This is a genomic window from Pantoea sp. X-Soil-ISGK-285, assembly GCF_059730815.1.
Window position 1 is genome coordinate 172309 of record NZ_AP035938.1, and the last position, 13170, is coordinate 185478.

11 protein-coding genes, 4 tRNA genes and 1 other RNA gene are annotated in these 13170 nt (G+C 56.3%); 12 read left to right on the forward strand and 4 right to left on the reverse strand.

The window, feature by feature from the left end:
- Position 1: 1 nt before the first annotated feature.
- The 12 genes from rfbA to AC6I8B_RS00790 all read left to right on the forward strand — a co-directional run bounded on the left by rfbA (position 2) and on the right by AC6I8B_RS00790 (position 7874).
- Positions 2-883, forward strand: a complete 882-nt coding sequence (rfbA, locus tag AC6I8B_RS00735) for a glucose-1-phosphate thymidylyltransferase RfbA (RefSeq protein WP_010257356.1) — start codon at positions 2-4, stop codon at positions 881-883.
- Positions 861-1568, forward strand: a complete 708-nt coding sequence (gene rffC / locus AC6I8B_RS00740; protein ID WP_157354043.1) for a dTDP-4-amino-4,6-dideoxy-D-galactose acyltransferase — start codon at positions 861-863, stop codon at positions 1566-1568. The genes rfbA and rffC overlap by 23 nt, the downstream gene beginning before the upstream one ends.
- A complete protein-coding gene (gene rffA, locus AC6I8B_RS00745; RefSeq protein WP_010671668.1) occupies positions 1555-2685 on the forward strand; it encodes a dTDP-4-amino-4,6-dideoxygalactose transaminase in 1131 nt (376 codons plus the stop codon). Before rffC ends, rffA begins: the two co-directional genes overlap by 14 nt.
- A complete protein-coding gene (gene wzxE / locus AC6I8B_RS00750) occupies positions 2685-3935 on the forward strand; it encodes a lipid III flippase WzxE (RefSeq protein WP_050680434.1) in 1251 nt (416 codons plus the stop codon). Before rffA ends, wzxE begins: the two co-directional genes overlap by 1 nt.
- The gene (gene wecF, locus AC6I8B_RS00755; protein ID WP_157354040.1) at positions 3932-4999 is read left to right on the forward strand and encodes a TDP-N-acetylfucosamine:lipid II N-acetylfucosaminyltransferase; all 1068 of its coding nucleotides are present in this window, start codon (positions 3932-3934) and stop codon (positions 4997-4999) included. Before wzxE ends, wecF begins: the two co-directional genes overlap by 4 nt.
- On the forward strand, positions 4996-6339 hold the full coding sequence (gene wzyE / locus AC6I8B_RS00760) for an ECA oligosaccharide polymerase (RefSeq protein ID WP_010671670.1): 1344 nt from the start codon (positions 4996-4998) through the stop codon (positions 6337-6339). The genes wecF and wzyE overlap by 4 nt, the downstream gene beginning before the upstream one ends.
- A 25-nt stretch (positions 6340-6364) precedes the next feature.
- Positions 6365-7105 carry a lipopolysaccharide N-acetylmannosaminouronosyltransferase gene (gene wecG / locus AC6I8B_RS00765; RefSeq protein WP_031292610.1) on the forward strand — a complete coding sequence of 247 codons (741 nt, stop codon included), beginning with the start codon at positions 6365-6367 and terminating at the stop codon, positions 7103-7105.
- 158 nt (positions 7106-7263) lie between these two features.
- Positions 7264-7340 (forward strand) — tRNA-Arg (locus AC6I8B_RS00770).
- Between the two features lie 98 nt (positions 7341-7438).
- A tRNA-His gene (locus AC6I8B_RS00775) sits at positions 7439-7514 on the forward strand.
- 16 nt (positions 7515-7530) lie between these two features.
- Positions 7531-7617 (forward strand) — tRNA-Leu (locus tag AC6I8B_RS00780).
- A gap of 20 nt (positions 7618-7637) precedes the next feature.
- A tRNA-Pro gene (locus AC6I8B_RS00785) sits at positions 7638-7714 on the forward strand.
- A 30-nt stretch (positions 7715-7744) separates the two neighbouring features.
- Positions 7745-7874: non-coding RNA, RtT sRNA (locus AC6I8B_RS00790), on the forward strand.
- A gap of 1118 nt (positions 7875-8992) precedes the next feature.
- Here AC6I8B_RS00790 and hemY read toward each other — a convergent pair.
- From hemY to hemC, 4 genes are read right to left on the reverse strand one after another with little or no spacing between them, the layout of a single operon-like run.
- Entirely contained in the window at positions 8993-10189 is a 1197-nt protein-coding gene (gene hemY, locus AC6I8B_RS00795) for a protoheme IX biogenesis protein HemY (protein WP_157354038.1), read from the reverse strand.
- 2 nt (positions 10190-10191) lie between these two features.
- The gene (hemX, locus tag AC6I8B_RS00800; protein WP_010257336.1) at positions 10192-11325 is read right to left on the reverse strand and encodes a uroporphyrinogen-III C-methyltransferase; all 1134 of its coding nucleotides are present in this window, start codon (positions 11323-11325) and stop codon (positions 10192-10194) included.
- Positions 11326-11350: 25 nt separating this feature from the next.
- Positions 11351-12079: a uroporphyrinogen-III synthase gene (gene hemD, locus AC6I8B_RS00805; protein ID WP_033767572.1), complete on the reverse strand. Its 729-nt coding sequence runs from the start codon at positions 12077-12079 to the stop codon at positions 11351-11353.
- The gene (gene hemC, locus AC6I8B_RS00810) at positions 12076-13017 is read right to left on the reverse strand and encodes a hydroxymethylbilane synthase (RefSeq protein ID WP_031292611.1); all 942 of its coding nucleotides are present in this window, start codon (positions 13015-13017) and stop codon (positions 12076-12078) included. The genes hemD and hemC overlap by 4 nt, the downstream gene beginning before the upstream one ends.
- Positions 13018-13170: the final 153 nt, after the last annotated feature.

A 13170-nucleotide genomic window follows, 5' to 3' on the forward strand; every position in this document is an offset into this window, starting at 1 on the left:
GATGAAAGGCATCATTTTAGCGGGAGGGTCGGGCACGCGGTTACACCCGATAACCCGTGCAGTATCAAAGCAACTTCTGCCGGTTTACGACAAACCGATGATCTACTATCCGCTCTCCGTGCTGATGCTGGCGGGTATTCGCGACATCCTGTTAATTACCACGCCGGAAGATCGGGCGCAGTTTGAACGGCTGCTGGGCGATGGCAGTGAATTTGGGATACGCCTCAGCTATGCGGTGCAGCCAAGTCCCGATGGGCTGGCGCAGGCCTTTATCATCGGCGAATCCTTTATCGGCGAGGATAATTGCTGCCTGGTTCTGGGTGATAACCTCTATTTTGGCCAGGGCTTCAGCCCCAAGCTCCGCAAAGTTGTTGAACAGAATCGTGGCGCAACGGTGTTCGGCTATCAGGTCATGGACCCGGAACGTTTCGGCGTGGTGGAGTTTGACGATAACTTCAAGGCGATCTCGATTGAAGAGAAACCACAGCAGCCGAAATCGCGCTGGGCAGTAACCGGGCTCTATTTTTATGACAATCAGGTTATTGAATTCGCGAAACAGGTGAAACCCTCAGCGCGGGGCGAGCTGGAAATCACGGCCATTAACCAGATGTATCTGGAGCGTGGTGAGCTGACGGTCGAACTGCTGGGACGAGGTTTTGCCTGGCTGGATACCGGCACGCACGACAGCCTGGTGGAAGCCAGCATGTTTGTGCAGACGGTGGAAAAACGTCAGGGCTTTAAAATTGCCTGCCTGGAAGAGATTGCCTGGCGTAACAGCTGGCTGAGTGATGACCAGCTGCGGGCCGCGGGTGAAGCGCTGACAAAAACCGGCTACGGCCAATACCTGCTGGATTTATTACATGCCCGTCCACGTCAATATTAATCCCCTTAGCTGGGAGAGCGCATTCTTCGGTGTTGATACCGTGCGGCTGGAGCCGCAAGGTGACATTCCGCTGGAACAGGCGCTGCGTCATCCCTGTGCGCTGATGCAGATAAAAGTCGCTGCCAGCGAGACGGCACTGATTGATACGCTGCAGCAGCATCAGTTCCGGCTGGCAGAAGGCGAAGCAGATCTGACGCTGGCGCTGAAACAGACTGAACGGCAGGCGGGAATTCGCATTGCGCGCGAAGCCCAGATCCCGCTACTGCGCGATGCTGCCTCACAGCTCTTCAGCCTGAGTCGTTTTCGCGCGCCCTGGTATGCGCCGGACGCCAGCGGACGCTTCTATGCGCAGTGGATTGAAAATGCGGTACGCGGGGCGTTTGACGATCAGTGTCTGGTGGCAAGCGATGCCGCGGGTCAGCTGCAGGGATTTGTTTCGCTGCGCGCGGTGGATGGCGATGCCCGCATTGGCCTGCTGGGCGTACTGCCCGACGCGCAGGGCCAGGGGCTGGGTCAGCGACTGATGCTGGCGGCGGCAGACTGGGCGCGGGTACGACAGCTGGCTCAGCTTCGGGTTGCTACCCAGCTCAGCAATCTCACGGCGATGCGCCTCTATTTACGCAGCGGTGCCCGGCTCGACAGCACCGCGTACTGGTTTTACAGGAAAGGTCATGATTCCATTTAATGCGCCCCCGATTGTGGGCACAGAAATTGAGTATATGCAGTCGGCGATGAACAGCGGCAAGCTGTGCGGCGACGGTGGATTTACCCGTCGCTGTCAGCAGTGGATGGAGCAGCGGTTTGGCAGCAAAAAAGTGCTGCTGACCCCCTCCTGTACCGCTTCGCTGGAGATGGCGGCGCTGTTAATCGATCTGCAGCCCGGCGATGAAGTGATTATGCCGAGCTACACCTTTGTCTCTACCGCCAACGCCTTTGTGCTGCGCGGCGCCCGCATTGTGTTTGTCGATGTGCGCCCGGACACCATGAACATTGATGAAACGCTGATCGAAGCGGCCATCACTGAAAAAACCCGCGCCATTGTGCCGGTGCATTACGCAGGCGTGGCCTGTGAAATGGACACCATTATGGCGCTGGCGGCAAAGCATAAGCTGTTTGTGATTGAAGATGCGGCGCAGGGCGTGATGTCACGCTACAAAGGTCGTGCGCTCGGCACCATCGGTCATATTGGCTGCTTCAGTTTCCACGAAACCAAGAACTACACCGCCGGCGGCGAAGGTGGCGCGACGCTCATTAACGACGCCAGCCTGGTCGAGCGCGCCGAGATCGTGCGGGAAAAAGGCACCAACCGCAGCCAGTTCTTCCGGGGTCAGGTCGATAAATACACCTGGCGCGATATGGGATCGAGCTATCTGATGGCCGATCTGCAGGCAGCCTATCTCTGGGCGCAGCTGGAAGCCGCTGAACGTATTAATCAGCAGCGGTTACGCATCTGGCAGCGTTACTACGATGCGCTGCAGCCGCTGGCGGCTCAGGGACGCATCAGCCTGCCGGTGATCCCCGCCAGCTGTGAACACAATGCGCACATGTTCTACATCAAACTGCGCGATCAGGACGATCGTCAGGCGCTGATAAACTGGATGAAAGAAGCCGAGATACTGACGGTGTTTCACTATATTCCGCTGCACAGTTCGCCCGCCGGTGAGCGGTTCTCGCAGTTTGTCGGCGACGATCGCTTTACCACCCGGGAAAGTGAACGCCTGCTGCGTCTGCCGCTGTTTTATAACCTGTCGGATAACAATCAGAGCACGGTTATCAGCTCACTGCTGAGCTTCTTTTCCTGATGTCATTAGCCAGAGCCTCAGTGTGGACCGCATCGTCCACGCTGGTAAAAATTGTGGCCGGCCTGCTGGTCGTCAAACTGCTGGCGGTCAGCTTCGGACCCGAGGGTGTCGGCCAGGCGGGGAACTTCCGTCAGTTGATCACCGTGCTGGGCGTGCTGGCGGGCGCAGGCATCTTTAATGGCGTCACCACCTATGTGGCGCAGTATCAGCAGCAGCCCGAGCAATTGCGGGCGATGGTGGGCACGGCATCAACCATGGTACTGGGCTTTTCCGGTGTGCTGGCGCTGCTGTTTCTGCTGGCGGCGGCACCCATCAGTATCGCGCTGTTTGGTCACGAACGCTATCAGGCCGTCATCCGCGTGGTGGCCTTTCTTCAGCTCGGCATCGCCTGGGCCAACTTTACCCTGGCGCTGCTGAAGGGCTATCGCGACGCGCGCGGTAATGCGCTGGCGCTGATTCTCGGCAGCCTGATTGGTGTGGCAGGCTATCTGCTCTGCTGGTGGCTGGGTGGCTATCAGGGTGCGCTGACCGGGCTGGCGCTGGTACCGGCTTTGCTGCTGCTGCCTGCACTCCTGATGCTGAAACGCCGTGCGCCGCTGCCGCTTAGCTGGCTGCGACCGCAATGGCATCCTGAGCTGGCCCGTAATCTGGCAAAATATACGCTGATGGCGCTGATCACGGCCGTGACCCTGCCGGTCGCCTGGGTGCTGATGCGTAATCTGCTGGCGGAGCAGCAGGGCTGGGCACAGGTCGGATTGTGGCAGGGCGTTACCAGCATTTCCGATGCCTATCTGCAATTTATTACCGCGACGTTTAGCGTCTGGCTGCTGCCGACGCTGGCGCGGCTGGATAACAAACGCGACATCGCGCGCGAGATTGGCCGTGCACTGCGCTTTGTCCTGCCCGCCGTGGCGGTTGCCAGCCTGGGTGTCTGGGTACTGCGCGATTTCGCCATCAGCCTGCTGTTCTCTGAAGCGTTTCGCGGGATGCGCGATCTCTTTGTCTGGCAGCTGTGCGGCGATGTTTTTAAGGTCGGCGCCTATGTTTTCGGATATCTGGTTATCGCCAAAGCCTCGCTGCGCTTTTATGTTCTGACTGAGATCAGCCAGTTCCTGTTGCTGACCTTGTTTTCACGCTGGTTGATCCCGTTACATGGCGCGACGGGTGCGGCGCAGGCCTATATGTTTACCTATATGGCTTACTTTGCCCTGTGTTGTGGCGCTTTTATTGTTTACTGCCGGAAAAAATGACTTTAATTCACGTTTTGGGATCGGACATTCCCCACCACAATCTTACGGTGCTGCGCTTTTTCAACGACGTACTCAGCGTTGAGCAGCCTGCGGCTGCGCCACGCCATTTTATGGTGGTGACGCAGCAGCCCGAGAGCCTGGCGCCGTTCAGTGCGTTGCAGATCGAGTGCTTTACCAGCAAGAAAGCGCTGGCGCAGGGGGTACTGCAGCGGGCCAGAAATCGTCAGCAGCGTTTTTTCTGCCACGGACAGTTTAACCCGTGGATCTGGCTGGCGTTACTCAGCGGTAAGCTGCGTCGTTCACAGCTCTTCTGGCACGTCTGGGGCGCCGATCTTTATGAAGATTCGCGCAGCCTGAAGTTCCGTCTGTTCTATCTGGTCCGCCGGATAGCGCAGGGGCGGGTTGCACAGGTTTTTGCGACCCGGGGCGACCTGCATCACTATCAGCAGCGCCATCGGCGCGTACCCGGTTCACTGCTCTATTTTCCCACCAGAATGCCCGCCGCAGCCGTTGAATCTGTCCCGTCGGAGCCTTTTACGCTGTTGCTGGGCAACTCGGGCGATCCGAGTAACCGGCATATCGAAGGTTTAAAAGCGATTCACGCGCAGTTTGGCGAGCAGGTGCGTATCGAGGTCCCTTTGGGCTATCCGCCAGGTAATGAGGCTTATATCAGCCAGATTCAGGCCGCTGCCGATGCGCTGTTCCCAAACGGTCAGGTGAATCTGATGCGTGAAAACCTGGCGTTTGATGATTACTTAGCCCTGCTGGCGCGCTGCCATGTCGGCTATTTTATGTTTGAACGTCAGCAAGGGGTGGGAACACTCTGCCTGCTGATTCAGGCCAATGTGCCGTTTGTCCTGACCCGCAAAAATCCATTCTGGCGTGATGTGGCAGAGCAGCAGCTTCCGGTATTGTTCAGTGAAGATACGCTGTCGCCTGCGGTGATCGCCGAGGCACGTCGTCAGCTGATGAGCTGTGATAAACAGGCTATCGCCTTTTTTGCGCCGGGTTATCTGGCGGGCTGGCGGGCCGCGTTACAGCTCAGCGAAGGGGAGTTGTCATGAGTCTTATGCAGTTTGGCGGCCTGCTGGTGGTCTATCTGCTGTCGCTGGTTTTTATTCTGACCCTGACCTGGCGGGAGTTTAAGCGCGTCCGTTTTAACTTTCATCTGTTCTTCACGCTGCTGTTCTTACTGACCTTTTACTTCGGCTTCCCGCTGACCTCCGTGCTGGTGTTTCGCTTTAATGTTGAAGTGGTGCCGGTTGATAACCTGCTGGAGGCGCTGCTGTCGGCCACGGCGTTTTACGCCATTTATTACGTCAGCTATAAAGTGCGGCTGAAACCCGCCAGCGCGTCTCCGGCGAAGCCCTGGCTGCAGATGAATCGCGTCGAAACCCATCTGACCTGCGTGATCCTGGCGCTGGTGGCGCTGGGTACGGTGACGGTGTTCTTCATTCATAACGGTTTTCTGCTGTTCCGCCTGACCGCCTATAACCAGATTTTCTCCAGTGAAGTATCGGGTGTAGCGCTTAAGCGCTTCTTCTATTTCTTTATTCCGGCGATGCTGATCCCCTACTTTTTGAGCCCGACGCGCCGCAACTGGCTGCTGTTCCTGGTGGTGACCGTTGCCTTTGGTTTACTGACCTACGCACTGGTGGGCGGTACCCGCGCCAATATCATTATTGCGTTTGCCCTGTTCCTGTTTATCGGGATTACCCGTGGCTGGATCACTTTGTGGATGCTGGCAACGGCGGGCGTGCTGGCGATTGCAGGAATGTTCTGGCTGGCACTGCGCCGCTATAACCTCGACGTTATGGGCGATGAAGCGTTCTATACCTTTCTGTATCTGACGCGTGATACCTTCTCGCCGTGGGAGAATCTCGCCTTGCTGCTGGATAACTACGCCAGAATTGAGTTTCAGGGGCTGGCACCGCTGTGGCGTGATTTCTACGTTTTCATTCCGACCTGGCTCTGGCCGGATCGGCCGCTGGCAGTGTTAAACAGTGCTAACTACTTCACCTGGGAAGTGCTGAACAACCATTCTGGCCTGGCGATTTCACCCACGCTGATAGGGTCGCTGGTGGTGATGGGCGGCGTCTGGGCGATTCCGATCGGTGCGGTCGCGGTAGGGATGATTATAAAAGCCTTTGATGCAATCTATCAGCGTGGCTGTCTTGAGACCAACCGTTACACCGGCGCCATCCTGCAAAGCTTCTGTTTTGGCGCGGTCTTTAACATGATCGTGCTGGCACGCGAAGGCCTTGATGCGTTCGGTTCACGCGTGGTGTTTTTCTGCATCATTTTTGCTGCCTGTCTGGGCATGGCTAAATTACTTTTCTGGTTACTGGATCGCGCAGGTTTGATTCGCGACCGCAGCAGGCGGGTGTTGCACAGCCCGCTCTGAGTAGCCTCTGGGATTGACGGAAGATATGACAAAGTTAACTGAGACGCCGCAGTATCGGATTCGCGGCGTTGAGTTGTATGGCTTCGAAAACATGCCGTCGGCGGTGAATTTTCTGATGCCGCCGCAGAGCGTACGCAGCGGTATTTTAGTGGCGATTAATGCGGAGAAGATCCTGACCGCTGAGCGGGATGAGGGATTACGTACGCTGTTAGCGCAGGCGGAATATGCATACGCCGATGGCATCAGCATTGTGCGCTCGATTCGTAAAAAGTATCCACACGCGTCGGTGCAGCGCATTGCGGGTGCTGATTTATGGGAAGCGCTGATGGAACGCGCCGGGCGGGAAGGGACGCCTGTATTTCTTATCGGTGGTCGTCAGCAGGTGCTGGATGAAACCTGCGATAAGCTACGTCGTCAGTGGAATGTGAATATTGTCGGGGCGCAGGACGGCTATTTTGCGCCAGCCGATCAGGATGCGCTGTTTGCCCGGATTGCGGCCAGCGGCGCGAAGCTGGTGACTGTAGCGCTGGGGTCGCCCCGTCAGGAGCTATTGATGCTGGCGTGCCGTGCGCACTGGCCTGATGCGCTCTATATGGGCGTGGGTGGAACGTACGATGTTTTCACCGGCCATGTGAAGCGAGCGCCTGAGATCTGGCAGCGGCTGGGTCTGGAGTGGCTCTATCGTCTGATTCGGCAGCCTGGCCGCCTGCGCCGGCAATTAAAACTGCTTAAATATTTGCGCTATCACTGGCGTGGCGATCTCTGATATTGCTGATAAATGCCGCATTTTTACGCGTTGTGAGAGTGGAAATGCACTATTTGTCGACAAAATGCACAAAGCGTAATCAAACGCGTCTTTTTATTTAAAAAGCACTAGACACGATGGGCGCTTATCTCTAGTATGCACATCCGCAACGGCGCTACGCGCCCGTAGCTCAGCTGGATAGAGCGCTGCCCTCCGGAGGCAGAGGTCTCAGGTTCGAATCCTGTCGGGCGCGCCATATCGTTTGTGCGCATGAGCTTCGGTGGTTGATTTACCGCGGTTGGCAGTAGAGATTTAAATGCTGCAGGTTTTTAACTTGTGACATTAAGTATTGTGGTGGCTATAGCTCAGTTGGTAGAGCCCTGGATTGTGATTCCAGTTGTCGTGGGTTCGAGTCCCATTAGCCACCCCAGATTTTGCTGGGAAACGCGAAGGTGGCGGAATTGGTAGACGCGCTAGCTTCAGGTGTTAGTGTCTTAACGGACGTGAGGGTTCAAGTCCCTCTCTTCGCACCAGGCAAAACAGTTAAAAAAATCGGCGAGTAGCGCAGCTTGGTAGCGCAACTGGTTTGGGACCAGTGGGTCGGAGGTTCGAATCCTCTCTCGCCGACCATTTTAGAAACCTGTCTGAAAAGACAGGTTTTTTTTCGTCTGCAGAAAGAGGATGAGGACCTCCGGAGGAGGTTTGAGCCGAGCGTAGCGAGACAACGTTGCTTCAGCAACGGCCCGAAGGGCGCTGCTCGCAGAGCAGAGTAATCCTCTCTCGCCGACCATTTTAGAAACCTGTCTGAAAAGACAGGTTTTTTTTCGTCTGCAGAAAAGAGGATGAGGACCTCCGAAGGAGGTTTAGGTGGGTACAGCTAAATAAGTTTGCTGTAAATCCGAGCCTGCGAAGGGAACATGGTCAGATCGGAAAGTCGCTTAAGCCATCCATGGCCGCTCGGCCCACGCCGTCCCTGGCGTGGGACGCTTTCCTCTTCTGACCATGCTCCCTGCGCGTTGAGCTTATGCGCTGTGGTCAGATGCATCCGGGTTTAGATCTGTCATTTGTCTGAAGCGTCCTTGTAAGTATCAGATGCGTCTGCCATACGTGAAGCGAAGGGAGCATACGCCTGTAGCAAAGCATCGCGCCGCCCGGATAAAAACGCCGGGAGCGTTTTTGAACAACGCAAAGCGTTGGCCCGGCTACGGGCGTACCTCAGGGATGAGGTGCGTAATCGCCCGCGCTGAGCCCGCCAGGGATGGCGTCTTTTGCGTCTTTGCGAAAGGCGTATGCTCCCTGAAGCCCGCACAGCAGTGAGAGCGGGCTGCTTGTTAGCTAATCCTTTGATGCCAGCTCACCCTTGATTTCGCCAGTTGTCAGATAAAGTTGCTTAAACAGGAGCAGCTGCGTCGTGAATTGCCGACAAATAAGTCATTGTTATTGTTGAGTTCACAGAGAGATTGACCTTGCTGTCTCCATTCAGAGACAGAGAAAATGCCAGCTGTCGCTGGATACCGACATTTCCCGACAGGCCTGTTGAATGAAGCTTTGAGCTAATTCTTTAACCTGCTGATTTATAGTGATTTTAAAAATAATCATAAACCTGGCACGGCTTGTGCAATACTTCTGCTGTAGATGCTCATTCCACCTCTTATGTCTGCTGATGCTACATAAACCTGGGAATGATGCAGAGCCAATTTTAGGTACCTGTTGTCTGCCTGCCTGTATCGCGAAAGCCTTACAGGGTTAACAGACACCACGTTGAGTCAGGTACCTCCCGGTTGTCTTACCGACCTGATCTTACACCTGCCACTGGCAGGTGTTTTTTTTTGCCTGCGAAAGCGTGCTGGCAGATTGCGGGCACAAAAAAGCCGGGCAAGCCCGGCTTTATCAGGTATGAAAAGAGGATCAGGCGTTGGGATTGTTCTTCAAGGTGAGCAACAACCCTTCACGACGCATCTTCGCCGCTTCTTCCGGGCGACGCAGACGATCATAAACATCCGCCAGCCATGCATAATCAAACGCGTCAGGACGCTGTGCCAGCGCCTGCTGCAGTGCCTCAGCAGCCTGCTGCCATTCACCATGACGCATCAGCAACTGCCCCAGCGTACTGTGCAGCAGCGGTGTTGCGCCGTGTTGTTTGATTTGCTGGCGCAATACTTTCTCCAGCGCTTCCGGATTACCGCTTTTGATGCGAGGCATCAGCAGTACCAGACGATCGTCATAATGACGCTTGAGGCTCTCCAGCACGATCGATTGCGCGGTGTCGTGATCGTTGCATTCAATCAAATGATCCGCCATGGCCACCTGCAGCGTCGTTTCCTGACGGGTTTTGCGGCTCAGATCGTTCCACCAGCGCTTCAGCCCATCGCTGCCCTGGTCGGCCATCGCCTGATTCATCAGACCCAGCCAGGCCTGCTGCTGTAATGCATCACGATGCAGCTCATCGCCGACCTGCGCCTTCTGCATGGCGGGCAGAATATCCAGCAATGCACTCCAGGCACCAGTACGGACATACGCCTGTTCGGCCAGGCGCAGCACTTCAGGATGACGCGGTGCCACTTCCAGCAGACGGTCAATGCTATGACGCGCAGCATGATCTTCGTTACGTGCCAGCTGAATACGTGCGCGGGCAATTTCTACCGGAATGGTGTTGCTCTCCGACAGCTCTGCAGCACGTTCAAGATGCTGATTGGCACGGATTTCATCACCACGCTGTTGCGCAGCTTCTGCTGCCAGCAGGTAGTTCGCCACTGGCACATCAGCGTGATCGGCATCTTTAGAAAGCAGTTTTTCCACCTGACGGTGATCGCCTTCTGCCAGCTTCATCAGCGCCGACTGAGTATGACGCTGGGCGCGACGGCGTTTACGTCCGGTAAACCAGCCACGGGTACGCGCGCCGGTGTGCAGCACGCGGCGCAGCAGCCATTCCACGGCCAGAATCACCAGCAGGCTGAGGATGAGGATAATGACCAGGCCGGTGACGCTGGTTTCGATGTTCCAGTTATCGGTCTGAATCAGCACGTAACCCTGATGACCGGCAATCATCGGTCCCAGCACCACGCCAGCAATCAGCAGGATAAAGAGGATAAATACCTTAAGCATGCTTAGCCTCCCTGCTGATTAGCAGCGGCAGAAGGTTGCGCTAACAGGTTCCGGACGCGGGTCTGCATCAGCTGTTCCAGCAACGGCTGACTTTCCAGGTTATCCGGCAGGTCCATATTGATGTTCTGCTGGCTCAGCTCATCCAGCTGGGCAAGGAAGGCTTTAGTAGCGGCATCATTGGTGTCGTACCAGGCGCGAACCCACGCGGACACGGTGTCGATAGATTGTTTATAAATCTCATCCTGATGACGCGGTACCGCCTGAGCAGCAATCAGCAGACGCGAGCGGATATTCTCACGCAGGTAAACATCCTGATTAGGTGCCAGCAGCGGCTGGGCGGTGTTATCGCGGCGGCGGATGGTAATAAAATCATCCATAAAGTTATGCCAGCTTTTCACCAGATTCTGACGCCATTCGCGCACGGAACCTGACAGTTCACCGCCATCGCTGTCCATCGGCGCATCATCGCTGTCATTATCGGCCAGACGCAGATTATCAACGTTGTTCGACAGCTGGTTCAGTTTGAGGATCACGCCGTCATAATCGACCTGCGTAACCGAAGAGAGGTTACTGATATCCTGGGTCAGCGCACGACGCACATTCATGACGCTGGGATCGTTCATGTCGGCCAGGCTGGCATCGGCGCTTTTCAGCAGTGCAGCGGCGGTGGTGACATCCTGGTCGCTCCAGAGTTTGCGGCCAGCCAGTTTCACCAGATAGTCCGCCTGTGCCAGCAACCAGCTGCGCACGTCGTTGCCAGAAATCACGGCCACTTTTTCACGCAGGGTTTCCAGCTCTTTTGCTGACGCGTTCTGCTGTGTCTGGGCTGTCTGCAACGCGGTTTCGGCGCCGCTCAGTTGCTGAGTCAGCTGCTGTTTGTCGCTGCTGGCCTGCTGTTGCAACGCGCTTAATTGTTCGCTCAGCTTCTGATTGGTTTGTGCCTGTAAATCAGCCTGATGTTTCCCGTTAAGGTATAAACCCGCACCAATCGCCAGCGCAATGACAATCGCAACTGCACCCAGCACCATGCCACCATTTTTCGCATTACGCGGTGGTGTGCTGTTGCTGGAAGGAGAGCGGTCGACCGCTGGGGTGGTTTCTTCAACCATGGCGGAGGAGTCTTTTTGTTCCGTCATATGTGGCACATCCCATTGTTAAAGTTCAGCGTAACGCGCGCAGCAGCGCATCGTTATCGGCACCATCGGCTACCTGAATATCCTGCCAACCCAATCCTGCGGCCAGGGTAGCCAAACGTTCACTGACGACAACCAGTCGGCAGTTGAGCAGCCATTCCTCGCGATCAACTGCGGGGAACAGCGAAAAAAGCTGTTGTAACATTTCACCGCTGGTCACCACCAGCACGGAGACACCGCGATCGCGCCAGCGGCGTCCTTCAACGGGTCCATCATAATACTTCTGGCAGCGCTGATAACAGGCTGCAAACGACACCTCAGCACCTCGCCGGGTTAACGTCTGAGCCAGCAACTCGCGTCCGGGATCGCCACGCAGGATCAGCGCACGTTTACCCGCAACCTGCTGAAGGGTATTCAGCCGGATCAATTCTTCACTGGTTTCATGTGCATGAGGCCAGGTTACCTGCTGTCCGCTGGCGGTATGAAACGCCAGGGCGGTGCTGCGACCAATTGCATAATAGTCCAGCTCAGCGGGCCATGCTGTGACGGTGTGTTGTGCGTAATGTATAACCTGCTGAGAAAGGATAAAAACCAGGTCGCCAGGGCGAAGTGCGGCGAGCTTTTGTGGCAGAGAGGTGAGATCAGCGCCCGGCGCAAATTCGATCAGCGGCAGGCTCCACGCCTGTTTGCCAAGGGCATGCAGGCGTGACACCAGCTCTGCCGCTGCGGGTTCCGGGCGCGTCACCAGAATGGTCATGCCGGCGGCTGCCCCTGGTAAACTTCCTGCAGGATTTCACGCGCGCCGCCATTCAGCAGTTCATCGGCCAGTGAAATACCCATCTGTTCAGCCTGAGCGCGGGGACCACGGCGTTCGCCGCTGACCATGACCCGGCCATCCGGTGCGCCGACCATGCCGCGCAGCCAGAGGTCATCGCCTTCCAGCACCGCGAAACTGCCGATTGGCACCTGGCAGCCACCCTCTAAACGGGTATTCATGGCGCGCTCCGCTCTGACACAGACTTCGGTGTCATCGTGATTCAGCGCCTGCAACAGGCCAATTAAGGTGGTGTCGTCCAGACGGCATTCAATGCCGACCGCACCCTGACCCACGGCGGGCAGGGAAACTTCGGCAGGCATCGCCTGACGAATGCGATCTTCCAGTCCCAGGCGTTTCAGCCCGGCGACAGCAAGAATAATCGCGTCATACTCTCCGGCATCAAGCTTGCCGAGGCGGGTGCCGACATTGCCTCGCAGCGAGCGGATCACCAGGTCCGGACGGCGCGCACTAATCTGGCACTGACGGCGCAGGCTGGACGTGCCGACAATGGCACCCTGTGGCAGCGCGTCGATGGAGTCATAATGATGAGAAACGAACGCATCGCGCGGATCGTCGCGCTCGCAGATGGTTACCAGGCCCAGACCTTCCGGGAAATTGACCGGCACATCCTTCATCGAGTGCACCGCCATATCGGCACGGCCATCCTGCATCGCCAGCTCAAGCTCTTTGACAAACAGCCCTTTGCCACCCACTTTTGCCAGCGGCGTATCAAGGATGATGTCACCTTTCGTGACCATAGGCACCAGCTCAACGCGCAGTCCCGGATGGGCACTCATGAGTCGTTGCTGTACATAATGTGCCTGCCATAATGCGAGCGGGCTTTGTCTTGTAGCAATTCTGAAAATTTTGTCTAACATGCTGTTAACCATTTTTATCGTTCACTGAATATCCTATCATCTCTGGGTGAAGACTGTCAGTTTCAACGGATTGAAAACGGCCTGCGTGCGGTTTCAGGCCGGTTTATTAAGCCATAACGTGGGAACCAGAGCTGAAAAGGCGGGAAGCTGGTA

What these genes read in the sequence shown, in the direction of transcription:
- rffC (WP_157354043.1), top strand. Translation starts at nt 861, where the DNA reads ATGCCCGTCCACGTCAATATTAATCCCCTTAGCTGGGAGAGCGCATTC.
- hemY (WP_157354038.1), bottom strand. Translation starts at nt 10,189, where the DNA reads ATGCTTAAGGTATTTATCCTCTTTATCCTGCTGATTGCTGGCGTGGTG.
- rffA (WP_010671668.1), top strand. Translation starts at nt 1,555, where the DNA reads ATGATTCCATTTAATGCGCCCCCGATTGTGGGCACAGAAATTGAGTAT.
- hemX (WP_010257336.1), bottom strand. Translation starts at nt 11,325, where the DNA reads ATGACGGAACAAAAAGACTCCTCCGCCATGGTTGAAGAAACCACCCCA.
- wecG (WP_031292610.1), top strand. Translation starts at nt 6,365, where the DNA reads ATGACAAAGTTAACTGAGACGCCGCAGTATCGGATTCGCGGCGTTGAG.
- wecF (WP_157354040.1), top strand. Translation starts at nt 3,932, where the DNA reads ATGACTTTAATTCACGTTTTGGGATCGGACATTCCCCACCACAATCTT.
- hemC (WP_031292611.1), bottom strand. Translation starts at nt 13,017, where the DNA reads ATGTTAGACAAAATTTTCAGAATTGCTACAAGACAAAGCCCGCTCGCA.
- hemD (WP_033767572.1), bottom strand. Translation starts at nt 12,079, where the DNA reads ATGACCATTCTGGTGACGCGCCCGGAACCCGCAGCGGCAGAGCTGGTG.
- wzxE (WP_050680434.1), top strand. Translation starts at nt 2,685, where the DNA reads ATGTCATTAGCCAGAGCCTCAGTGTGGACCGCATCGTCCACGCTGGTA.
- rfbA (WP_010257356.1), top strand. Translation starts at nt 2, where the DNA reads ATGAAAGGCATCATTTTAGCGGGAGGGTCGGGCACGCGGTTACACCCG.
- wzyE (WP_010671670.1), top strand. Translation starts at nt 4,996, where the DNA reads ATGAGTCTTATGCAGTTTGGCGGCCTGCTGGTGGTCTATCTGCTGTCG.